The sequence below is a fragment of the Flavobacterium sp. genome (genome assembly GCF_039595935.1).
In the GTDB taxonomy this organism is placed as follows: domain Bacteria; phylum Bacteroidota; class Bacteroidia; order Flavobacteriales; family Flavobacteriaceae; genus Flavobacterium.
On the sequence record NZ_JBCNKR010000006.1, the window covers coordinates 2,267,558 to 2,291,654 of the forward strand.

23 protein-coding genes and 1 pseudogene are annotated in these 24,097 nt (G+C 31.7%); 16 read left to right on the forward strand and 8 right to left on the reverse strand.

Translation table 11 applies throughout. The features are described from left to right. Positions 1-30: 30 nt before the first annotated feature. The 3 genes from ABDW27_RS19540 to ABDW27_RS19550 all read right to left on the reverse strand — a co-directional run bounded on the left by ABDW27_RS19540 (position 31) and on the right by ABDW27_RS19550 (position 3,072). Entirely contained in the window at positions 31-1,929 is a 1,899-nt protein-coding gene (locus tag ABDW27_RS19540) for a DEAD/DEAH box helicase (RefSeq protein ID WP_343697415.1), read from the reverse strand. 193 nt (positions 1,930-2,122) lie between these two features. Beyond that, positions 2,123-2,701 (reverse strand): non-canonical purine NTP diphosphatase, encoded by a 579-nt coding sequence (locus ABDW27_RS19545; RefSeq protein ID WP_343697416.1) that lies wholly within the window; start codon positions 2,699-2,701, stop codon positions 2,123-2,125. After that, positions 2,698-3,072 carry a DUF2809 domain-containing protein gene (locus ABDW27_RS19550; protein ID WP_343697417.1) on the reverse strand — a complete coding sequence of 125 codons (375 nt, stop codon included), beginning with the start codon at positions 3,070-3,072 and terminating at the stop codon, positions 2,698-2,700. Before ABDW27_RS19550 ends, ABDW27_RS19545 begins: the two co-directional genes overlap by 4 nt. Positions 3,073-3,228: 156 nt before the next feature. Here ABDW27_RS19550 and ABDW27_RS19555 point away from each other — a divergent pair, with 156 nt between their 5' ends. The 6 genes from ABDW27_RS19555 to ABDW27_RS19580 all read left to right on the forward strand — a co-directional run bounded on the left by ABDW27_RS19555 (position 3,229) and on the right by ABDW27_RS19580 (position 7,858). Continuing rightward, on the forward strand, positions 3,229-3,831 hold the full coding sequence (locus tag ABDW27_RS19555) for a hypothetical protein (protein WP_343697418.1): 603 nt from the start codon (positions 3,229-3,231) through the stop codon (positions 3,829-3,831). A 198-nt stretch (positions 3,832-4,029) separates the two neighbouring features. Further along, the gene (locus tag ABDW27_RS19560; protein ID WP_343697419.1) at positions 4,030-5,208 is read left to right on the forward strand and encodes a glycoside hydrolase family 88 protein; all 1,179 of its coding nucleotides are present in this window, start codon (positions 4,030-4,032) and stop codon (positions 5,206-5,208) included. Between the two features lie 6 nt (positions 5,209-5,214). Beyond that, positions 5,215-5,613, forward strand: coding sequence for a hypothetical protein (locus tag ABDW27_RS19565; RefSeq protein WP_343697420.1), 399 nt, complete (start codon positions 5,215-5,217; stop codon positions 5,611-5,613). Positions 5,614-5,801: 188 nt separating this feature from the next. Further along, on the forward strand, positions 5,802-6,236 hold the full coding sequence (locus ABDW27_RS19570) for a hypothetical protein (RefSeq protein ID WP_343697421.1): 435 nt from the start codon (positions 5,802-5,804) through the stop codon (positions 6,234-6,236). Between the two features lie 150 nt (positions 6,237-6,386). Further along, on the forward strand, positions 6,387-7,163 hold the full coding sequence (locus ABDW27_RS19575; protein ID WP_343697422.1) for a hypothetical protein: 777 nt from the start codon (positions 6,387-6,389) through the stop codon (positions 7,161-7,163). Positions 7,164-7,165: 2 nt separating this feature from the next. Further along, positions 7,166-7,858, forward strand: coding sequence for a hypothetical protein (locus ABDW27_RS19580; RefSeq protein WP_343697423.1), 693 nt, complete (start codon positions 7,166-7,168; stop codon positions 7,856-7,858). Between the two features lie 47 nt (positions 7,859-7,905). Here ABDW27_RS19580 and ABDW27_RS19585 read toward each other — a convergent pair. Then, a pseudogene (locus ABDW27_RS19585) lies at positions 7,906-9,421 on the reverse strand (FMN-binding glutamate synthase family protein). Between the two features lie 33 nt (positions 9,422-9,454). Then, complete coding sequence (locus ABDW27_RS19590) at positions 9,455-10,237, reverse strand: NYN domain-containing protein (RefSeq protein WP_343697424.1); 783 nt, start codon at positions 10,235-10,237, stop codon at positions 9,455-9,457. A 450-nt stretch (positions 10,238-10,687) separates the two neighbouring features. Between ABDW27_RS19590 and ABDW27_RS19595 the strand changes: the two genes are divergently transcribed. Together ABDW27_RS19595 and ABDW27_RS19600 are read left to right on the forward strand one after the other, a co-directional pair. Further along, positions 10,688-11,947: an aminotransferase class I/II-fold pyridoxal phosphate-dependent enzyme gene (locus ABDW27_RS19595; protein ID WP_343697425.1), complete on the forward strand. Its 1,260-nt coding sequence runs from the start codon at positions 10,688-10,690 to the stop codon at positions 11,945-11,947. A gap of 123 nt (positions 11,948-12,070) precedes the next feature. Next, positions 12,071-12,553, forward strand: coding sequence for a hypothetical protein (locus ABDW27_RS19600; protein WP_343697426.1), 483 nt, complete (start codon positions 12,071-12,073; stop codon positions 12,551-12,553). Between the two features lie 59 nt (positions 12,554-12,612). On the opposite strand, the gene ABDW27_RS19605 is transcribed toward ABDW27_RS19600, so the two are convergent. From ABDW27_RS19605 to ABDW27_RS19615, 3 genes are read right to left on the reverse strand one after another with little or no spacing between them, the layout of a single operon-like run. Beyond that, positions 12,613-13,158: a hypothetical protein gene (locus ABDW27_RS19605; protein WP_343697427.1), complete on the reverse strand. Its 546-nt coding sequence runs from the start codon at positions 13,156-13,158 to the stop codon at positions 12,613-12,615. Positions 13,159-13,178: 20 nt separating this feature from the next. Continuing rightward, the gene (locus ABDW27_RS19610) at positions 13,179-14,297 is read right to left on the reverse strand and encodes a GTP cyclohydrolase (protein WP_343697428.1); all 1,119 of its coding nucleotides are present in this window, start codon (positions 14,295-14,297) and stop codon (positions 13,179-13,181) included. A 40-nt stretch (positions 14,298-14,337) separates the two neighbouring features. Then, positions 14,338-15,306 carry a transporter gene (locus ABDW27_RS19615; RefSeq protein ID WP_343697429.1) on the reverse strand — a complete coding sequence of 323 codons (969 nt, stop codon included), beginning with the start codon at positions 15,304-15,306 and terminating at the stop codon, positions 14,338-14,340. Between the two features lie 125 nt (positions 15,307-15,431). Between ABDW27_RS19615 and ABDW27_RS19620 the strand changes: the two genes are divergently transcribed. The 8 genes from ABDW27_RS19620 to ABDW27_RS19655 all read left to right on the forward strand — a co-directional run bounded on the left by ABDW27_RS19620 (position 15,432) and on the right by ABDW27_RS19655 (position 24,065). Continuing rightward, positions 15,432-15,722 (forward strand): DUF4834 family protein, encoded by a 291-nt coding sequence (locus ABDW27_RS19620; RefSeq protein WP_343698145.1) that lies wholly within the window; start codon positions 15,432-15,434, stop codon positions 15,720-15,722. A 50-nt stretch (positions 15,723-15,772) separates the two neighbouring features. Continuing rightward, positions 15,773-18,220 carry a YfhO family protein gene (locus tag ABDW27_RS19625; RefSeq protein WP_343697430.1) on the forward strand — a complete coding sequence of 816 codons (2,448 nt, stop codon included), beginning with the start codon at positions 15,773-15,775 and terminating at the stop codon, positions 18,218-18,220. 67 nt (positions 18,221-18,287) lie between these two features. Further along, positions 18,288-18,452 carry a hypothetical protein gene (locus ABDW27_RS19630; protein WP_343697431.1) on the forward strand — a complete coding sequence of 55 codons (165 nt, stop codon included), beginning with the start codon at positions 18,288-18,290 and terminating at the stop codon, positions 18,450-18,452. Continuing rightward, positions 18,452-18,916, forward strand: coding sequence for a DUF6036 family nucleotidyltransferase (locus ABDW27_RS19635; RefSeq protein ID WP_343697432.1), 465 nt, complete (start codon positions 18,452-18,454; stop codon positions 18,914-18,916). The genes ABDW27_RS19630 and ABDW27_RS19635 overlap by 1 nt, the downstream gene beginning before the upstream one ends. A gap of 39 nt (positions 18,917-18,955) precedes the next feature. After that, complete coding sequence (locus ABDW27_RS19640; protein ID WP_343697433.1) at positions 18,956-20,239, forward strand: glycosyltransferase family 4 protein; 1,284 nt, start codon at positions 18,956-18,958, stop codon at positions 20,237-20,239. Between the two features lie 78 nt (positions 20,240-20,317). Continuing rightward, a complete protein-coding gene (locus tag ABDW27_RS19645) occupies positions 20,318-21,787 on the forward strand; it encodes a polysaccharide biosynthesis C-terminal domain-containing protein (RefSeq protein WP_343697434.1) in 1,470 nt (489 codons plus the stop codon). A gap of 82 nt (positions 21,788-21,869) precedes the next feature. Then, a complete protein-coding gene (locus ABDW27_RS19650; protein ID WP_343697435.1) occupies positions 21,870-23,522 on the forward strand; it encodes a mechanosensitive ion channel family protein in 1,653 nt (550 codons plus the stop codon). Between the two features lie 243 nt (positions 23,523-23,765). Beyond that, positions 23,766-24,065, forward strand: a complete 300-nt coding sequence (locus ABDW27_RS19655; RefSeq protein WP_343697436.1) for a hypothetical protein — start codon at positions 23,766-23,768, stop codon at positions 24,063-24,065. The last annotated feature ends 32 nt before the right edge of the window (positions 24,066-24,097 follow it).

Genomic DNA, 24,097 nt, shown 5'->3' on the forward strand with positions numbered 1-24,097 from the left:
TGGGATTTTGTATTTTAAGATATTAAAAAATTAATCTCTTCTTGGTCTTCTTGGTCTTGACGAATCGCCAAAGCTTTCAGAACGTCTTGGAGCTCTGTCAGAACCTCCTTCATTTCTTCTGAAACCGCCTTCTTTTCTTGGAGAAGATGAGCTTCTGTCGCTTCTGAAACCTTCTCCTCTTGAAGAATTTCTTTCGCCTCTAAATCCTCCAGAAGAACCTTCACGTCTTGGAGCGAAGTTTCCGTCTCTTCTTGAGTCTCCTCCAGAATTACGTCTTCCGCCACGGTTATTATGATCACGTCTTCCGCCTCCGTCATTTTTAGAAATCTCTACATTAATACGACGTCCTTCTAATTGCACATTGTTTAAAATGTCCATTACTTTATCAGTATGTTCAGGATCAGTATTAAAGAAAGAGAAACCTTCTTTAACATCAACTTTGAAAACATCATCACGACCTAGATCTAAAGTTTCTTTTAGATAATCTTTTAAAGACATCCAGTCGAAATTGTCTCTAGAGCCAATGTTTACGAAATAACGAACAGCTCCGTTATTATTGAATTCTCTTGGCTCAGAATCACCTCTTTCACGTCTTTCTCCAGAAGATTGAGTAGAGATATCTCTATTCTTTTTGTAGTAAGTAATGAAACGGTTAAATTCTACAGAAACCATTTTCTTAATCAATTCTTCTTTAGATAAATCTTCAAGAACATTGTTGATTGCTGGTAAGTAGTTGTCAATTTCGTGATCTACCTCAGTATCTTTAATTTTGTTTGCTAAGTGTAATAACTGAATTTCGCAGATTTCGATTCCAGATGGAATAGTTTTTTCTTCGAATTTTTGCTTAATGATTCTCTCGATAGAGTAAATTTTACGCAACTCACTTTTTGTAACAATTACAATAGAAGTTCCTAATTTTCCTGCTCTACCAGTACGTCCAGAACGGTGGTTATATGTTTCGATTTCGTCAGGTAATTGGTAGTTTACAACGTGAGTTACGTTATCAACATCAATACCACGTGCAGCAACGTCAGTAGCAACAAGCATCTGAATTTGTCTTCCTCTAAAAGATTTCATTACACCATCACGCTGTGCCTGAGATAAATCTCCATGCAATGCAGCAGCACTATATCCATCCTCAATTAATTTCTCGGCAATAGCCTGAGTGTCTCTTTTAGTACGACAGAAAACCACAGAAAAAATATCCGGGTTAGCATCTGCTAAACGTTTTAGGGCTTCGTAACGATCACGAGCATTCACTAAATAAAATTCATGAGAAACTGTAGATGAGCCAGAGTTTTTAGTTCCAACAGTAATTTCAACTGGTTCGCTCATAAATTGTTTTGCAATTCTGGCAACTTCCTGCGGCATTGTTGCAGAGAATAACCATGTACTTTTTTCGTCTGGAGTATCAGATAAAATCGAAACTATATCATCATAAAATCCCATGTTTAACATTTCGTCAGCCTCATCAAGAACACAGTAATCTATGTTTTTAATGTTTACCAGACCTCTGTTAATCATGTCTTGCATTCTTCCCGGAGTTGCTACAATAATCTGTGCTCCTCTTTTTATTTCTCTTGCCTGCTCTGTAATACTAGCTCCTCCGTAAACTGCTACCACATTAATACCTTTTTCGTATTTTGAGTAGTTTTTAAGTTCGTTAGTAATCTGTAAACAAAGCTCGCGTGTTGGCGATAAAACTAATGCTTGTGTATTTCTGTTGTCGGCATCAATTTTTTGAATTAGCGGAAAACCGAAAGCTGCCGTTTTCCCTGTCCCTGTTTGAGCCAACGCAACCATATCCGTGTCTTTTTCCAATAATAGGGGAATCGCCTTTTCCTGTACCTCTGACGGATTTTCAAATCCTAGATCTAAAATCGCCTTCAGTAACGATTCATTCAATCCTAATTGTTCAAATTTATTCATATGTGTTTTTAAAATAGGGTGCAAAATTACTGTTAATTATTCAGATATACTAATGCATTTTTAAGATTTATATATTTGTTATGATTTGATTTTCAAAAAGTTATGTTTGAAGTAAAATCCTTTTCGAAATAAACCAAAAAAAATACGTCGCGAAATATCAATTTTGACCTTTAAAATGTTGGATTTTAAACAATTATTTTCTTGAATTCAGAAAATCAATTAGTTGCTCGGTTGCTTTTGCACGATGACTAATTTTATTTTTGATTTCAGAAGGTAATTCGGCAAAAGTTTCTTTATAATTTTCCGGCTGAAAAATAGGATCATAGCCAAAGCCTTGATTTCCAGATTTGTTTAAAGTAATATTTCCTTTAGCCAAACCTGTAAAAAGATACTGTTTTCCTTCTAAATTTAAAGCAATAACAGTCTTAAATTGTGCCGTTCGATTTTCTTCATCTTTTAATGCTTTTAAAAGCTTGTTCATGTTATCATCAGCATTTTTTTGTTCGCCGGCATATCTGGCAGAATAAACGCCTGGTTCTCCGTTTAAAGCTTTCACTTCCAAACCTGTATCATCTGCAAAACAATCATAACCGTATTTTTCGGTTACATAATTGGCTTTTAAAATAGCATTGCCTTCAATGGTATTTGCCGTTTCAGGAATATCTTCATGACAGCCAATATCTTCCAGACTTAATAATTGTATAGATCCGTTTAGAATACTTTGAATTTCTTTAATTTTATTAAGATTATTTGATGCGAAAACCAGTTTCATATTTTTTTATTTTTTAAAATTAATTTTTCTGTTAAAAAGACAAAAGTACAGCCCAAAGTATAGGCAAGAATGTCTGACCATAAAAATCCCTGTCCTAAAACATATCTTCCAAAAAGTGTTTTTCTAAGATCTATAATCCATTGCGCCTGATAAAGCTGTAAGAACTCGATCGAATAACAAATTAAAAGAGAAAGCAAAAAGATAAAATGCGTTTTCTTTTCAGGAAAAAATATTCGAATCAAAAAATATATCATTACAGCGTAAAGAAAATCACCAATCCATAACGGAATAAAGGAAATTTTTCTTGAAAGAATTCCAAGTAGAATAACTGAAAAAAATATAATAGAATATTGTATTTTGAGCTTGTTCAAGTTTGGGTTTTAAAACAAAATTACAATTTATCTTTTATTAACTCTAGATCCCTTTGTCAAAGTTTTAAACTTTGACAAAGGTTTTTTTATCGTTTATTAATATAAAAATCTTACAATTTTATACTTTTGACTTAATATATTAAGAAATATTATTTGATGGATATAAGAGTTGAAAATTTAGAACCAGATTGTTTTTATCATATTTACAATCGAGGAATTAATGGAGGTGAAGTTTTTCGTAATGATGAAAATTATTTGTTTTTTATGAAACAGTTTTTGAAATATTTGAATAGTGTTTGTGATTTATATGCTTATTGTTTAATGCCAAATCATTTTCATTTTTTAATTAGAATAAAATCACAAAATGATTTATTAATTTTTTTTGAAAAAGTAAACAATAGATCATTAAAAAAAGGATTGCATTCTATTGAAAATCTTACTAGTAAACAATTCAGTAAGTTTATTAGTTCTTACACGCAAGCATATAATAAAGTTTATGAAAGACATGGTTCGTTATTCGAATCCCCATTTAAAAGAAAAAAAATTGTTTCAGAGAAATATTTACAAAATGTGGTTGTTTATATTCATCAAAATCCAATTGATATTAGAAAAGATTTTAAGAATTATAAGTTTTCATCTTATAAAACAATATTGTCATCTTTAAAAACTAATTTGAAACGAGATGAAATTATACAATATTTTGACGATTTAGACAATTTTGTTTATTGTCATAGCAATATTATTGATTTTAAATTTTAAAAATTTGATTGATTTAGAAAGCTAAATAATCTTTGTCAAAGTTTTAAACTTTGACAAAGAAAACGAGGACTAAAACAGGAAAGACTAAAAGGAAATAATTGTACTTTTTTGGTAAAACAAAAATACAAAGATTCGAATAGGTTTACTTTATTTTATAAATTTATCGTTTTAATAAACTATCTATCTAAAAATAACCACATGAATTCAAAATTTCTTGCCCTTATTTCGGCTGTTTTTCTTCTTGGAAATCAAGGGTATTCTCAAAAAAATGATTCGTTTAATATTAAAAAACAGCTTGATTATTGTGCAGATCAGGCATCTAAAACCCTGAAAGTAATTCCGAATGACGGAACTTCTCCAAGAACGGTTCTGAATGGAAGTAATGAATGGAAATTTGTAAATTACAAAGACTGGACAAGCGGATTCTGGCCGGGAGAATTGTGGTATTTATACGAAGCTACAAAAGATAAAAAATGGGAAAAAGAAGCCGATAAATTTACGCGTTTCCTGACTCCGTTATCGGTTAGTAAAGCTGCAGATCATGATTTGGGTTTTCAGGTTTTTAATAGTTTTGGAAATGGATACAGACTGACTAAAAATGCTGAATACAAAGAAATTATTTTAAGAACTGCTGATACTTTGGCGACGCTTTTTAACCCGAAAGTTGGAACAATTCAATCATGGCCGCACAATAAAATGGGCGGACACAATACGATCATCGATAATATGATGAATTTAGAATTATTGTTTTGGGCTTCTAAAAATGGAGGCAGTAAAAACCTGTATGATATTGCCGTAAAGCATGCCGAAACGACAATGGCGAATCATTTTAGACCTGATTATACTTCGTATCATGTTTTAATATATGATTTTGAAACTGGTAAGAAAATCAAAGGCAGAACGGCCCAAGGTTATAGTGATGACAGTATGTGGGCGCGTGGGCAGGCGTGGGCTATTTACGGATTTACTATGGTTTATAGAGAAACGAAAGATCCTAAATTTTTAGATTTTGCACATAAATTAGCCCGGGTATATTTGGATAAACTAACAACAGAAGATCTGGTTCCGTATTGGGATTTTAATGCTCCGGATATTCCAAATGCGCCTAGAGACGCTTCAGCAGCGGCAATTGTTTCTTCGGCATTATTAGAATTGAGTTCTTATACAAAAGATAAAACGCTGAAAAATGAATATTTAACGAAGTCTAAAAAAATGATTGTTTCGCTTTCAGATAATTATCAAAGCCGCGATGTAAATTCGGCATTTTTACTGCATGCTACCGGACATAAACCTGCCGGAAGTGAGATCGATTGTTCTATAAATTATGCAGATTATTACTATCTTGAAGCACTTTTAAGACTTCAAAAATTAAAATAATGTATTATGATTAAAAAAATAAGCCAGATTTTATCGGTAATTATGGTTGTATTGATGCTGGTGAGCTGTAAAAATACAAAACAGAAACTTCAGGAGTATGTGGCTGCTTATAATAGCACAGCGGCAACTTTTAAAGCTAAAGATGTTACGCTTACTACGGCCAGAGGATATATGAACGACAATAAGATTGAATTGCGTTTCGAAACCAATTTGGAACAAAATGCAGTTAATAAAACCAATGCCGATGCTTCGTTTCCAAAGTTATTAAAGGAAATGATTGGTAAAAATCAGATTCCTAAAGAATTAGTAGATGAAGGAGTACAGTTTGATGCTTATTTTCTGGCAGATGATAATACGGTTCTTGTAAAACAAATAATAAATAAAGAATCGATAACAGAATTATAACACTGTTTATTTGTAATTTTTAAGAAAACTCTTTAAAGCTTATTTAGAGAGTTTTTTTTAGCTCTAATTTTTCCTACAATTGCTTTATATTCAAATAATTGCATTTTTTTAATTTTGCAATTTAGGTTGTTTTTGTGTTATAAATTTATTATGTTTGAGTTAAAAATAAACCAAAAACCTAAAAAATTATGAAAAAAATTACCCAAATCGCATTTGCGTTTGCTTTTGCATTACTGTTGGTAAGCTGTAAAAATACCAAGCAGAAAATACAGGAACACGTAAGTACTTACAATAATTCATCGACAGTAAAAGGTAACGGAATTACCAGTACAGCAGCGAAAGCATTTTTAAATGAAAATAAAATTGAAATTAGAATTGAAACAAATTTAGAAGGGGATGAAGCAAATAAAATTGCTGCTGCTAATTCGTTTCCTGATTTGTTAAAAGAAATGATTAAAAACGATCAGATTTCTACAGATTTAATAGATGAAGGAGTAAAATTTGATGTTTACTTTTTAGCCTATAATAATACAATACTTGCCCAGAAATTAGTCGATAAAGAAGAATTAGCCGTTTTAGAAAGCGGAGCTTCGACCGACAATAAAGAAACAGCAAAACTTTAATTAAATATCAGAATTAGTATCGGAAACAGCCTCTTTGTAGATATGCAAAGGGGCTATTTCTTTTTTGTTAAGAATAATAAGTTTCTTTGGAACACTTCTAATATTAGATTATGTTTGTGTAAAATTCTACTTAATAAAACCTATAAAACTATGATCAAAAAAACTACCCAAATCGCATGCACATTTGTTCTTTTATTGTTTCTGGTAAGCTGTAAAAATACCAAACAGAAAATGCAGGAATACGTTAATACTTTTAATAATTCCAGCGAGTTTTTTCATAATGATATTATCAGCGGTGCAAAAGCAAATGCTTTTTTAGACAAAAATAAAATCGAGATTAAGATTTATACTAATCTTGAGCCAAACGAATCGAGCAAATCTATGTACAGCCAAATGTCTCCAGCCATGTTTAGTGAGATATTAAAAAACGACAATGCTTCTATGGAATTAATTAGAGAAGGTGTAAACTTTGAAATGTTCTTTTTAGCTAATAATGCAACCATATTGGGCGAATTAAAAGTCGACGAAAAAGAATTAAATGAGCTGTTGAATAAAAACAAAATGGTTTCTATTGACAGCAAAGAATCTTCGGGCTCAGGTTTAAATCCGCAATTCCAGCAAATGCTTTCAATAATGAACCAAAATATGCCAATTACAAATGAAGACGGAACAAAAATCCTGAAAATTGATATTAGCGATAAAAACGAATTGGTTTATCATGTTGAAGTGCCGCAGAAATATGCTGCTGTTCTTAAAGGAGAAGCTGCTAAAGTTTTAATGAAAGAAAGCATTTTAAGAAGCAGTGATTTAAAAACTATTCTAAGTTCAATACAGCAATACAACATTACAACAATAAAATATATTTATCTGGATGATAAAGGTAAACTGGTAAATGATATTATTCTGACAGGTAAAGATTTGAAATAATTATGGATGAAAGATCTACCTGGAGAACCGTATTGGGGATTTTGTCTATAATAATTTTAGGCGGAAGACTTTTGTATACTTGTTCTGAAATCAATAGATCCAGATCTGGAGATATGGATCCGGTTATGGAAAGTTTTAAAAATACTCAGGAAGCTATGAAAGAAAATTATAGGCTTCAGCGAGAAATTTTAAATAAATTTTCAAATGATATATTGTATTCTAATTATGAAAAATTAGACAGTTTATCGGCTTCGCAAAAAGAAAATTATGGTCTTCAAAAATTAGAAAAAGATTCATTACTCTATATTGCACTAGATACGCAGGTAAAAATAGAAAAGAATTATTACCTTCAAAACAGACATGATGATACGCTGAGAATGGCATTTAAATCTCCGGATAACCTGAATATTTTTATTCATGATTTTGAATCAAAAGATGATATAGAACCGAGTTTTAAAGCTTTAAAAAGCAGTAGCAATCTGGAGAAGTTTAAAGTAGAAAATACAATTGGAGATGTTAAGGCTTTATCGTATAAAATAACCAAAGAAAATAAAAGATATAATGGTTATGCTTTATGTTTTAAAAATGACGGAATCCTCAATTTTTATGAGTTTGAGAGCAGTATACTTCCCATAGATAAATTAAAATTGCGGGCTATTGTCTTTTTATCTCAAAATATGAAAGAGAAAAAATAAATAGATTTTAAAATAAGAAAGCCTCTTTATAAAAGAGGCTTTCTTATTTAATTACGTTTCGTAACGTTTGTTAAATTATCCGGAAAATATAATTCAGATAAGTTGGTGAATTCATCTCCGCGCATGAATATATTGATATCAACATCAGCAAAAGAAGTTTTTCCGGCCGCAGCCAAAAGTTCGTTTGCAGCATGAAGCGTATTTTTATGGAAATGGTAAACACGTTCTGATTTATCGGTTACAACCAAACCTTTCATCAGCATTTTATTTTGAGTAGCAACTCCTGTTGGGCATTCATTATTATGACATCTTAAAGCCTGAATACAGCCTAAAGAAAACATAAAGCCTCTTGCACTGTTACACATATCGGCACCTAAAGCAATAGCATGCAGAATCGAATATCCTGAAATGATTTTACCACTTCCGATAATGCGTATTTTATCGCGAATGTTCAGCCCAATTAAAGTTTTGTTGACAAAGATCAAAGCAGGCTCAAAAGGCATTCCCACACCATCAGCAAATTCCAGAGGAGCAGCTCCGGTTTCGCCTTCGGCACCATCAACCGTTATAAAATCAGGGTAAGTATCTTCGGCAATCATCTCATGACAGATAGCTTCGAATTCAGCTGTGTTTCCAATACATAATTTAAAACCAATTGGTTTTCCGTTTGATAAATCACGCAATTGTTTAATAAAACGAATTAATCCTTTACTGTCTGAAAAAGCATGATGTCCCGGAGGAGAAAGAATCATGGTGTGTGGTTTTACACCTCTGATTTTAGCAATCTGTTCCGTATTTTTAGCAGCTGGAAGAACACCTCCGTGACCTGGTTTAGCACCTTGCGAAAGCTTGATTTCGATCATTTTTACGTTTGGAAGATTTGCCTTTTCAGAGAATTTTTCAGGACTGAAATTTCCTTCTTCATCACGGCATCCAAAATATCCGGTACCAATTTGCCATGTAATATCACCGCCGCCGGCAAGATGAAATTCGGTTAAACCACCTTCTCCAGTATTTTGATAAAATTTACCTTTTTGCGCACCAATATTTATAGCGCGAACTGCGTGTTCGCTCAACGAACCAAAACTCATTGCCGAAACATTAAATAAAGAGGCAGAGTAAGGCTGTTTACAATCTTTTCCACCAACTAATACACGAGGTAATTCTTCGTTTACTTTTGCCGGAAAAATAGAATGTTTTATTCCCTCGTAGCTTTCGGTGTTTAAGTTTAGCTGAGTTCCAAAAGGCGTACTCGAATCGATATTTTTTGCTCTTTGATAAACAAGAGAACGTTGATTTCTTGAAAAAGGTTTTCCGTCAGTAGATCTTTCGATAAAATACTGCTGAATTTCCGGAGCAATCATTTCAAATAAATACCTGAAATAACCCAAAACCGGAAAGTTCCTTAAAATAGCATGCTTTTTTTGAGAAGCATTGTAAACTCCAATAACCAATAAAATAGGGATAATAAAAACGAGTAAATAACCTCGTCCTGTGTAGTAATAAATTGCGAGCAACAATTAGAAACAATAAGAATCCGTAAATAAAGAATTTTTTTCTCATGTTTTTAAAAAATAATAAAGGGGAATAAATTAATTAGTTGAATCGTAATCGGACATAAACGTGTTTTATGCCTTTTTTGTCAGATTCTCTTTCGTCGATTTCCAGAATGTCTGTCAAGGATTTCAACATAGGTGTAAGTTTAGAATAGCCATAGTTTCTTGGGTCAAACTCTGGTTTTTTCTTTACAATCAAATTGCCGACATCGCCAAGAAATGCCCAGCCGTCATCGTCTTCAATATCTTCAATTGTAGCTTCGATAAGTTCGATAGTTTGTTTGTCGACTTTATGAAGTGCTTTTTCTGCCGGTTTTTCGATTGGTTTTTTAGCTTCGGCAACAGCAGTAGTTTTTGTTTTTTTCTTTTGAGTGGCTCCATCCAGAACCTCAATGTAAATAAACCTGTCACAGGCCACAATAAAAGAACTTGGGGTTTTCTTTTCGCCAATACCAATAACTTTCATGCCGGATTCTCTAAGCCGAACTGCTAAACGGGTAAAATCGCTGTCGCTGGAAACAATACAAAAACCATCCAATTTACCAGAATAAAGCAAATCCATAGCATCAATAATCAAAGCAGAATCTGATGAATTTTTTCCAACCGTATAACTATACTGCTGAATAGGTGTAATGGCATGTTCCAGTAAAACGCCTTTCCAGCCGTTGGCATTTGGTTTTGTCCAATCAGCATAAATACGTTTGGTTGTTGGGGTTCCAAGCTTTGCAATTTCTTCCATCATACCTTTTACATTGCTGTACGGCACGTTATCGGCATCAATAAGAACAGCCAATTTTAAATCTTTTGAATTGCTTAAAGGCATTTTTTAGATATTAGAAATTAAGTACTTTCAAAGTTAAAACTAAAATTCATTTTTATGTGAATTTAATGACGAATAAGTGTTTGGATTCTTCTTAATTATTATCATTATAAATAAAGTATTCTAAGGTTTTAAAGGAAAGCCGCAGAGAATTGTACTTAAAAAACTTAAATGTGGTAATTAATTACTCCTATTTATAAATGGAAGAAAATATTTTTTTACTTTACGCTCAAAATAGATTGTGCTATTGCTTTACTTATGATAAAAGTCATGGTTGATAATCAACAATATATTTAAATTTGGGTAATATTAAATTAAAATAAAAAGGTAAATCTTGTTAAAATTTTCATATAGAATATTTTTCAATAAAAATAATTGAGGTTCTTCATTTTAAATTAATAATGTTTAATTTTGCTCGCTGATTAAGTTAAAAAAATTACTACACTATAAATTATGGTAAAAGATTTATTCGAAAGAATTCAGGACAATAAGGGACCTTTAGGAAAATGGGCTTCTCAGGCAGAAGGTTATTACGTTTTCCCAAAGTTAGAAGGAGAGTTGGGTCCTAGAATGACATTTCATGGAAAAAATATCCTAAACTGGAGTTTAAATGATTATTTAGGTTTAGCTAATCATCCAGAAGTTCGTAAAGCAGATACAGATGCAGCTGCTCAGTTTGGTGCAGCGTATCCTATGGGCGCTCGTATGATGTCTGGACACACAACTTACCACGAACAATTAGAAAATGAACTGGCTTCTTTTGTAATGAAAGAATCAGCTTATTTATTGAATTTTGGTTATCAGGGAATGGTATCTATTATTGATGCTTTGGTTACTAAAAATGACATTATTGTTTATGATGTAGATTCACATGCTTGTATTATTGATGGTGTTCGTTTGCACATGGGTAAACGTTTTACTTACAAACACAATGATCTTGAAAGTATGGAAAAAAACCTGCAGCGTGCTACTAAAATGGCAGAAGAAACAGGCGGAGGTATTTTATTTATTACCGAAGGTGTTTTTGGAATGCGCGGACAGCAGGGAAAATTAAAAGAAATTGCTGCATTAAAGAAAAAATACAATTTCCGTTTATTAGTTGATGATGCACACGGTTTTGGTACACTTGGTAAAACAGGTGCCGGAGCAGGTGAGGAGCAGGGAGTTCAGGATGATATCGATGTGTACTTCTCTACTTTTGCAAAATCAATGGCTAATATTGGTGCTTTCGTAGCAGCTGATAAAACGGTTATCGATTACTTAAAATACAATTTACGTTCGCAAATGTTTGCAAAAGCATTACCAATGATTCAGACAATTGGTTCATTGAAACGTTTAGAGTTATTGCGTAATTCTTCTGAAATTAAAGATAAACTTTGGGAAAATGTAAATGCATTACAAAGTGGTCTTAAAGAAAAAGGATTTAATATTGGAGATACAAATACTTGTATTACACCAGTTTACTTAGAAGGAAGTATTCCTGAAGCAATGGTTATGGTAAACGACTTAAGAGAAAACTACGGTATTTTCCTTTCTATTGTTGTTTATCCGGTTATTCCAAAAGGAATTATCTTATTGAGAATGATCCCAACAGCTTCACACACAATTGAAGACATTAATGAAACGCTGACAGCATTTGAAGCGATCCGTGAGAAATTAACTAACGGAACGTATAAAGAAATTGCTGAACGTACTACAGTTGACGTTTCGTAATTACTTATAAAAAAAATAGATTTCCTTAAGTGGAAATTATGTAAAAAAATCCATTTGTTATACGAATGGATTTTTTTTATTTGAACTAACTTTATTTCATAATCACAAAATAAAAATAGAATTATGAAAAAAGTATTAGCCATTACGACTCTGGTTTTAATAGTTCTTATTTCATGTAAAAAAGCAACTACCACAGAGCCAGTACAAATTACACCTAGCCCGCCTAAAGAAGCTGAGATAGCTGAACCGGCAGGAAATCAATGCTATGCATGGAATTCAAAAGGAAGTGTTATTGAGTTAAGTTTTAATGTAAATTCTCATCAGGAAGTAAACGGAAAACTAACTTATAATTTAGTTGGAAAGGATAAAAATGAAGGGACTCTTATTGGAAATATGAAAGGAGATACGCTGATTGGCGATTATACCTTTATGTCTGAAGGAGTTTCGTCAGTAAGAGAGGTAGCTTTTTTGCAAAATGAAGGAACTCTTATTGAAGGGTATGGAGATGTTGTACAAGCGAATGATAAAGTATCATTTAAAGATAAAACAAAACTGAAATTTGATCAGAAAAATACGCTGACTAGAGTAGACTGCAAAGTGGAATAATGAATTGTTATTTATGTAAAAAATCCATTCGTTTTAGGGGCGAATGGATTTTTTTATGTTTATAACTCTCTATTGGGATCTACATAAATAAGGGAGCCTCCCATACAACTATTTTCACCTGTTAAAATTCCTCTATTAAATAATGCGTGTGCATACAATGTTAAATCTTTATCATCTAGATAGGAAGACCATTTTTTATTCTTTTTTATTTTATTTACAAGTAAATTAAAATTAATTCTAGATTCTAATTTTTTTAAATCATTCACAGAATAATCTTTAAAGCCCACATTTGCAATTGCACTATCATTTTTAAATTCAAAATATCTTTTTTTGTTTTTTAAAGCAATATCATAGGCTTTAAGTATTCCTTTTTCAGTATATGGAATATTATATTCATAATGAATTGCTCCTTGTAAAAAGTTGCCTTTCGTACATATTTCTCTTACTTCATTTGTATTTAAGTTTTTAATATTAATTACCAAGAAAAATTGAACAGTGCCATTTTGGTTTATTGCCTTGACATAATTTTCATATAAAACATCATTTTGATCTTTTTTAAACGAAAAAGAAATTAATATTAATAAAATTACACCTATTTTTTTCATTTCGATAAGTTAAAAACTAACTACAGATTTTTCAAATAAGTCTTTCTTTGACAGTGAATAACTGGATCAAAGTTTTTCCAAAGTAAATGAATAGCATTATTTTCTAATAATTCAGGAGTTCTGATGCAATTTTGAATTCCTTTCTCTGAAAAAGTTTTATAATATTCATCAAAAATAATGGCCGTTACACCTTTGTTTTGATAATCAGGATGAACTCCAATAAGATAGAAAACAACATCTTTACTCTTTTTTCTGGCTTTTAAAAGATGAAGAAAACCAAACGGGAATAATTTACCTTTTGCTTTTTGTAAAGCCTCTGTAAAACTAGGCATTACAATGCTAAAAGCAACTAAATTATCCTCTTTGTCAACTACAAACTTGATGTATTCCGGATTAATGAAGCTGATGTATTTCTTCTTAAAATATTCTTTCTGCACATCTGAAATAGCAACAAATGAAGCCAGTTTAGCGTAGGTTTCATTAAACAAATCAAACATTTTGTCGACATGCGGCATAATGTCTTTTGTTTTAGTAAAATTAAGCGCTTTAAGTCCGTAACGTTGTTTAATTAAAGCCTGTGCTTTTAAGAAAAATTCAGGTTTAACATTCGAAAAAGGAAAGATACTTTCAATATATTGTTTTTCAACCTGAAAGCCCAATTGCTCTAAATGTGTAACATAATAAGGGTGATTGTACCATGTAATCATAGTTCCAACCTGATCAAAACCTTCTGTAAGAACACCAACTTTGTCTAAATTCGAAAAGCCCATTGGTCCTTCGGCATGTTCCAGGTTGTGTTTTCTTCCTAATTCATATACTTTGTCAAGAAGTGCTTTTGTAACTTCGATATCATCAATTACATCAAACCATCCGAAACGTACTTTTCTTTTATGCTGATTGTTGACTTCTGACCAGTTTATAATGGCTGTAATTCTCCCTACAATTTGATTGTCTCTGTAAGCCAGATAAAAATAAGCCTCGGCATTGTCAAAAGCCGGGTTTTTAGTTTTATCAAACGATTCAAGTTCGTCAGCAATAATAGGCGGAACCCAATATGGATTATCCTTGTAAAGTGAAAATGGGAATTTTATATATTCGGTTAATTCTTTCTTGGTTTTGGCTTCTTTGATTGTAATCATTAAAGTGGTATTAGCTTATTGTTTAAGTTTGATTTAAATTTTATTCGTATTTGGCTTTACGTTTTCTTTCTTTTTCCTGATAATCTATATTTTCTTTATTATCAGAGTTTTTCTTTGCTCTGTCTTTGTTTTTATTGGCAATTTGTTTTTCCTTATACCAGCCGTCATAACGCCATGAAAAACCAACTCCGCCATATAAAATAGAAGGAGTGTTTTTAAAGTTTGTACTTATAGAAGCATCAACCTGCATATTTGGAGATAACAAATAAGCCGCACCGCCACGAACAATAGCATCGCTGTAAAAGTCACTTTTATAGCCTTGATTTTCAACAAAACCAGACCATTTGTCGTTAAATCCGTGCGTTAAAGTTAAGATGTATCCATAACTAGGATAATCTGTTCCAATATAATCAGCAATAATATTGGTTACGAAAACCCATCTTCCGCCGCCAAATAAGTTTTGAGTTACCAAAGCAACTTTTGGAGAAATATCCCCATTTGGAGAAAAATAATAAGGATTGTCAGCACCAACAAAATTAGCTCCTGCAAAGATCGAAACGGCCGGAATTAATTCACGCCATTTAAAACTATGGTTGGCTTTGTAACTGTAAATATTAGGTTCATCTTTATAATTTTTATAAGGATCATAAATTAAATATTTGGCACCTAAAACAGTTTGTCTAAAGTTATTTTTTTTATAAGAAGTATAAGGAGTGTCGAAGTTTTCCATTTGATACTGAACATCCAGAATAAATTCTAATTGTTCTAAAAAAGCACCATATCTAACACTTAGATCAGTACCAAAACCGGTAGCGTCATAATCTAACAAATCATGTTTTTCTTTAATTCCATAAACGCCAATTTCGGCCTGAATTACTGATTTTCCAACTGCATAAGCAGACATTGTTTCGCCCGGACGGTTCGAATTGATCACATCAGTATACTGTGCGAAGAAAATTTGTGGTATAAAATAAAGAGATAAAAAGAGTAAGTTTTTAATTTTCAACATAAATGTATTTTTTGATTAAAAAGCTATAACGTATTTCAAATGTACTATATTTTATTATTTATTTAAGATTCATATTTTATTTTTAAACAACGGATTTACTAATTTTGGAAAAAAATTATTTGATCATGCAAGAAGCATCTTTTACAAATTTGGTTAAAACGATAATATGGATTATTGCGTTTTATTATATTTTTAAATTTTTAGCTCAAATCTTTTTGCCTGTATTGGTTAAAAAAGCAGTTGAAAAGGCAGGAGAAAATTTTCAGAAACAACAACAGCAGCAATATAGCCAGGACACTTGGCAAAAAACTCGTAACAGCAGCAACGACGAAATAATCATCGATACAACAAACGCTAAAAAATCGCGTGAGACCAAAAAAGTTGGGGATTATGTTGATTACGAAGAAATAGATTAAGTTTGCATCCTAAACAAACAGGATTCATCATTTAACCAAACCAGCCAAAATTGAAAATAGTAAATAAATTCTATCCGCATGCCCTTGTAATTCTGGGCTTTATTCTCGTATCATTAATTTATTTTTATCCAGTTCTGCAGGGAAGACAAATCTACCAGTCGGATATTGCTCAATATACCGGAATGGCTAAAGAGCAAAATGATTTTAGAGCAGCAGAACATACAGAACCGTACTGGACAAATTCAGCTTTTGGCGGAATGCCGACTTATCAGCTGGGAGCAAATTATCCAAATGATTTTGTGGGTAAAATAGATGATGTTTTACGTTTTTTACCACGTCCGGCGGATTATTTATTTCTATATTCCTTAGGCTTTTATGGATTGTTATTAGTTTTAAAAACAGATCCTTTAAAAGCATTTATTGGCGCAGTTGCCTTTGGTTTTTCTACTTATTTGATTATCATTCTGGGAGTTGGTCATAATGCCAAAGCACATGCGATTGCTTATATGCCTTTGGTAATAGCCGGATTTATACTCGTTTTTCAGAAAAAATATATTTGGGGAGGTTTGCTCACCATGTTTGCGGTTGCATTAGAAGTTAATGCCAACCACTTTCAAATGACCTATTATTTATTGATTTTCTTATTGATTCTTTCGGGTTATTTTACTTTTGGTTTTATAAAAAATAAAGAATACAAACCGCTTTTAACTGCTATTGGAACTTTGGCTGTAGCCGGAATTTTTGCAATTGGTGCCAATGCAGGAAACTTATTAGCGACAAGTGAATATGCTAAGTTTAGTACAAGAAGCAACAGCGAATTAACTTTTAATCCGGACGGAACTAAAAAAGAAAACGAAAATGCTTTAAGCCGTGAATATATCACAGAATATAGTTACGGAATTGCAGAAAGTTTCAATCTTATTGCACCAAGACTTTTTGGTGGTTCAAATCATGAAAATGTAGGCAAAGACAGTAGTATGTATCAGTTTATGATGGATCATAATGTACCGTCTGATAAAGCTGAAAACTTTGTTTCCGGAATGCCAACTTATTGGGGCGATCAGCCTATTGTGGCTGCTCCGGCTTATATAGGAGTTGTAGTGTTCTTTTTAGCTGTTCTGGCTTTGTTTATTGATGATAGAAAAATTAAATATGTTTTCCTTTCCGGAGTATTATTTTCATTAATACTTTCCTGGGGAAAAAATTTCTCTTTGCTGACTGACTTCTTTATAGATTACGTTCCGATGTATGATAAATTTAGAGCAGTTTCGTCTATTCAGGTAATTTTAGAATTGTGTTTCCCTGTTTTAGCCGTAATGGGAATTCAATCTTTCTTTAAAGCAAAAGACGAGCCTAAATTACAGCAAAAAGCACTTGTTCAAACAGGAGTTTTTGCGTTAGGAGTTATTATAATTTTAGTAATTGCAAAAGGATTTTTCCATTTTACAACAAGCGGAGATGATTTTTGGCTTCAACAATACGGACAAGAATTTGTTGATGTTATAATAGAAGATAGAAAAAGCCTTTATTCTGCAGATTTACTTCGTTCAGGATTCTTTATCGTAGTAACATTTGGAGTTTTATGGTTGTTCATTAAAAATAAGTTTTCACAAACTACAGCTCTTGTAATTGTTGCTCTTTTAATGATTTTCGATTTATTCTTTGTAGATAAAAAATACGTTTCAGCAAAAGATTTTGTGAGTCCGGTTCAGATTGCAGCTCCGTTTCAGGAAAGCCCTGCCGATGCTAAAATTTTAGAAGATACAACGCATTACAGAGTTTTTGATATGGATGGAAACATGTCTAGCGCGACAGCTTCTTATTTCCATCATTCAATTGGAGGTTATCATGCCGCAAAACCAAGAAGAATGCAGCAATTATTTGATTACCAAATAGCAAATAAAACCAAAGGAATGAACTTAGAAATACTTAATATGTTAAACGTTAAGTATGTACTTCGAGCTGATTCTACAGGTATGCCTATACCATCAATTAATCCAGATGCAAATGGAAACGCCTGGTTCGTAAGATCAGTTAAACTGGTAAATAAACCAGACGATGTAATGAAAGCTTTAGATCATCTTGATACTAAACATGTGGCCGTTTTCAATGTTCGCGAACATGAAGGCAAATTCAGAAATGCCCGCATGAAAAAAGAATGGGATACAACCGGTACAATAAAAGTAGTTCAGTACAAGCCAAATTACATTAAATACGAATCTAATAATGCTAAAGATGGTTTAGCGGTTTTCTCTGAGATCTATTATAAAAATGGCTGGAATGCTTATATCGACGGACAATTAACAGATCATTTCCCTGTTGATTATGTTTTAAGAGCTATGGAAATTCCGGGTGGAAAACATACCATCGAATTTAAATTTGAGCCTCAGGTTATAAAAACGGGAGGAACAATCAATTTAATTAGTTCGATTGGAATGTTCCTGCTTCTGGCTGGTGGAATTTATTTTGAAAGAAAGAGATTTAAAGGAGAAAATTAGATTTTTTGATTTAAATGTTACCATTAATCATTTTGTATCTTTGTATTGTATTTTAAAAAACTAAGCAATGAAAAATAATGTGTTAAGTTTTGGTACTCCACAAGAATTAGAAGCTAAAAGAATAGCAGAAATCAAGGCGCTTTCTTATTTAGAAAGATTAGAGCGATTGATGGCGATTATTAAGGTTTCTTACACTTTAAAAACAGCTAAAATAATTCGATCTAAAAAATAATGGATGAGCAAATAATTGCCATTTGGAATAGTTTTTTTGAAAACAAAGTTAGGTATATAACTATTGGTGGATTTGCTGTAAATATATATGGTTATAATAGAAATACTGGAGATATTGATATTTATCTTGAGGACACTATTGAAAATAGGGTTAACTTAAGAAAAGCACTAAAATCGATTAATTTAGGAGACTTTGAGACGATAGAGACGATGCAGTTTATTCCAGGATGGACAGATTTTTTATTGAATTATGGTTTAAGGCTTGATATAATGACCGTAGTTAAAGGTTTAGAAGATAAATCATTTGCATCTTTGTTGGAAGATGCCACTGTGGTGATGATAGATGAAACTCCAGTTTATTTTATTGATTATGATAATTTGATTATCGCAAAAAAAGCTTCAAACAGACCTAAGGATATATTAGATATTGAAGAGCTAGGAAAATTGAATAATGAAAAAGAATAAAAAATATAGTTGTAAAACTAATTTATAGAAATAAAATAATTGGAACAAAAAAAGCTCTTAATTATAACATATTACTTTCCTCCTGCAGGTGGGCCGGGAGTACAGCGCTGGTTGAAATTTGTAAAATATCTGCCGGATTTTGATGTTCAGCCTATTGTTTATATTCCGGAAAATCCAACTTATCCAATTGTTGATGAAGGTTTAGTGAGCGAAATATCAGATAAAGTAATTGTTCTAAAAAATAAAATCTGGGAGCCTTATCAACTGGCTTCTGTTTTTTCAAAAAATAAAACCAAGAAAATCAGTTCAGGAATTTTTCCGCATAAAAAAAAGCAGACCTTTTTAGATAAAGCGTTTTTATGGGTAAGAGGGAACTTATTTATTCCGGACGCCCGTGTATTTTGGGTAAAGCCTTCTGTTTCTTATCTTGAGAAATATATCAAAGAAAATAATATTGACACCATTGTAACTTCGGGACCGCCGCATAGTCTGCATTTAATTGGTTTAGAATTAAAAGAAAAACTAAACGTAAAATGGTTTGCCGATTTCCGAGATCCATGGACAACAATTGGTTATCACAAAGCGTTACGTTTATCATCTTATGCATCTAAAAAACATAAAAAATTAGAGCATAAAGTGCTTAATTCTGCCGATACCATTATTGTTACCAGTAAAACTACAAAAGCTGAATTTGAAGCCATTACAACAAAGCCAATTTCAGTAATTACTAACGGTTACGATATAGAAAAAGTGGAGAAGCAAACTCTGGATACAAAATTTACACTTGCTCATATTGGTTCATTTTTATCAGACAGAAACCCACAATTTTTATGGGAATGTTTGGTCGAATTACTTAATGAAGTTTCTGATTTTAAAACGCATTTAGAAATTAAACTAATTGGAGCTGTAAGTCAGGAAGTTTTAGATGCTATCAATGAATTCAAATTAAACGATTATTTGAATCTTTTAGGATATGTTTCGCATAACGAAGCTATTGCGCATCAAAAAAAGTCTCAGGTTTTGCTTTTAATCGAAATAAATTCAGAAGATACTAAAAGTATTATTCCGGGAAAATTATTTGAATATATGGTCTCAAATCGCCCAATACTTGCGATTGGACCTAATGGTTCTGATTTTGCAGATATTATAAAAGAAACCAATACAGGAGTATTTTTTGATTATTCAGAAAAAGCGAAGCTAAAAAGTGTAATTTTGGACTTTTATAATCAATTTCTGGAAGGAAAATTACAAGCAAATGGTGTTGGTTTACAGCAATATTCACGAAAAAACCTTACCAAACAATTAGCACAATTGATTCATTAAAATAATAATTTCAAAAAATAAAAAGAGAGCAGAAAATCAAAAATCTAAACTCTACAATCTAAACTCTGCAATCAAAAAATGGGTATTGTCTTAAACCAGTCTTTTAAAAACACCATAATTACATATATAGGCTTTGGAATTGGAGCCATTAACACACTTTATTTATATCCTGTTTTTTTAGGCGCCACTTTTTATGGTTTAACGAATTATATCACATCTGCTGCAAATGTTATTATGCCTTTGTTTGCAATTGGAATGCAAAATACTTTGGTTAAATTTTATTCGCAGTACCAAACAGATGAAGAAAAATCCCGTTTTTTATCCTTTACGGTTTTATTTCCGTTACTATTAATAATTCCGCTTTTGCTTATTGGTCTTGTTTTTTATGATGAGATTATATTCTTTGTATCAAAAAAGAATGCGATTGTAAAAAGTTATATCTGGTTAATACCATTTATAGGGCTTTGTATGGCTTATTTTGAAATATTTTATGCCTGGCTCCGTGTAAATATGCATTCCGTTTTTGGAAACTTTATTAAAGAAGTAGGTTTACGATTGTTTTCATTATTTCTATTGATAGGCGTTTATTACGATTGGCTCAGTGTTGAAGGTTTTGTGTACGCAACAGCTGTTTTATACTTTTTGGCATTTCTGGTAACGATGTTATACGCATTTAGTATTCAAAAGCCAACTTTTCAGTTTACAATACCAGTTAATACAAAAGATATATTGATATATACTTTTTATATTATTTTATCAGGAAGCGTTGCCAATTTGCTTTTAGATGGAGATAAAATGATATTGAATCAATACATGCAGATTGAAAATATTGCGTTCTATTCTGTAGCGACTTATATCGCTTTGGTAATTTCGGTTCCGAGTCGTGCGATGCATCAAATTGTATATCCGATTACGGCAAAATTAATGCATGAGAATAAACATGACGAATTGAATCAATTGTATAAAAAAACGTCAATTAATCTCCAGATTGTAGGCGGGTTTGTAATGCTTTGCATCTTTGTGAATATTAATCAGTTATACGAATTGGTTCCAAAGGAATACAGCGGTGGTATTGCAGTTGTATTTATGATTGGATTGTCTAAATATTTCGATTTAATTTTAGGAAATAATAATGCAATCATTTTTAATACTAAATATTACCGAATGGTATTGTATTTAGGACTAATGCTCGTTGTATTAACTGTAATTCTTAATATGATATTTATTCCAATTTTTGGAATTTTCGGATCAGCTTTTGCAACTTTATTATCCATTACTCTGTATAGTTTGGCCAAACTGCTTTTTGTTGTTAAAAAACTTCAGTTATATCCTTTCACCAAAGAAACACTTTCGTCAATGCTGTTGACTTTTGTTTTGTTTTTGGTTTTTTATTTCTGGGAGTTTCCATTTTTTCAGCTTATCAGCATAGCCTTAAAATCAATTTTGGTGACTATTTTATACGTTTACCTGAATTATAAGTTTAATATTTCTCCTGATATTAATAAGGTAATTGATAACATTTTCAGAAAAATCGGAATAAAAATCTAAAATCAAAATTAGGAAATTCAATTTCGAATCTATTTTGTTTTTATATTTGTTAGAAGTATAACTAACTTATTTCTAATTGAATATGAAAAATAAATTACTTTGTCTGTTGGTGTTTTTCGTTGGTTTAATTTGTTTTATTTCTTCTGCTCAGAATCGAATTAATGAAAATTTAGAAAAAAAAGAAGTTAAACTAAAACCTAAAGGCTTTCCTGTAGCTCCTTTTAAGGATACACTTTTTTATGTGTATAATAAAGTTGGATCATTTTCTGCTGAGAACCGTGCAAAGGCAATTACTTCCAAAATAAAATCTCTTTATGAAGATGATATTTTCAGACCAGATTCTTTAAGAATTGTTCCTTCAGATATAAGTTTCGATATTGTTTATAAAGATGATTTTATTCTGATGTCGATTTTAGAATCTGATGCAAAATCTGAAAATAAAACAGCAAATGAAATTGCAAAACGTAATTTCACAGCAATAAAAAAAGCGGTTATCTATCAAAACGAAAATTATTCACTTTTACCTAAACGAATTGGATTTACAGCCATATTGATACTGATTTTAAGTCTGGTTCTGTTTTTAGTATCAAAAGTTTTTAATAAAATAAAATCTTATTTTTCAAAAAGAAGAGAAACGTTTTTTAAAGGATTCAGATATAAAAATATCAATGTTTTAACTCCGGAAAGGCAGGAATACGTACTAATGCGTTTTATAAGTATTATCAAAATAATTGCCTTTATTTTACTGGTATATGTAACGCTTCCATTTCTTTTTAATATTTTTCCCGCAACTCATGCTTATACTACCACGATAGTAAAATGGACACTGACTCCAATAAAAGCAGCTTTTTTGGGGTTTGTTGATTTTCTGCCAAATCTCTTCACTATTATTGTGATCATTTTAATATTCAGATATTCACTTAAAATAATAAAGTTTTTTGTTGATGAAATTAATAAAGAAAACATAAAAGTGGATGGTTTTTATAGTGACTGGGCGAAACCAACATTTAATATCATTCGTTTTTTGGCGTATGCCTTTATGCTGGTAATTATTTTTCCGTATTTACCCGGTTCAGATTCAGATATTTTCAAAGGTGTTTCAGTTTTTGTAGGGATCTTATTTTCGTTAGGATCTTCAAATGCTATCGCGAATATGGTTGCCGGTTTGGTTATAACTTATATGCGTCCGTTTAAAATTGGTGATTTTATTAAAATAGGTGATGTAAGTGGAGAAGTAATCGAAAAAACAGCATTGGTAACAAGAATCAGAACACCTAAATTTGAAGATATTACGATACCTAATGCCACGATCTTATCAAGTACATCAACCAATTATTCGGCCAATACAAAACAATCAAAAGATGGTTTGTTAATTCATACAACGGTAACGATTGGTTATGATGTGCCGTGGAAAGACATTCACAAAGCACTTATAGATGCCGCTTTGAAAACAGATATGACAGAGAAAGAACCTGTTCCATTTGTACTTCAAACTAGTTTAGATGATTTTTATGTTTCGTATCAAATAAACGTATACACAAAGGAGCCTACGAAACAGCCCAGAATTTACTCATCATTGCATCAAAATATTCAGGACTCTTTTAATGCTGCCGGAATTGAGATCATGTCGCCTCATTATAATGCTCTTAGAGACGGAAACACAACTACTATACCCGAAAATTATTTAAAAAGCGATTATGAACCTCCATTTTTTAATATTAAAAATAAAAGCTAGGTTTTTTTATAACAAGTTCAAAATGTGAAAGAAATCTTAAGATTTTCGCTCATTTGTTTTGTAATTTGATTTATTACGTTTAATTTTATGTTGATTTTTATTACATCTGTTTCATTGACAATATGAAAAATATTTCGCGAGATGCGATAAAATTCAACGCCCCCATTTTTTTTCAAGACTAAATTAGCTATCCCAATTGTTAAATTTTAAGTATCACATGCAGACAAAACCAAACAAATGATTATGAAAAGCAATAAGCTAAGTCAAGAACAAAGTGTACAGGTGTTTTCTAATATGATATCTAACAAGGTTCATAACGGATTTACACTAGAAGAGAGAAATGATGAACTACTTTTTGCAGTTCTTACAAAAGGAGGAAAAGTAGTCAACCACAGTTTAAATTTCATGATTTTTTGTTTAACCCTCGGATTATGGTCATTTGCGTGGCTATATCTTACGCTGGAGGCATCAAAACAAAAAAAGGTATTAGTAGCCATCGATGAAGATGGTTTTCCTTTTGAAGAAAAATGTTTAGTAGCTTAGAGCTTTAGGCTGTAAGCTATACGCAATAAGCT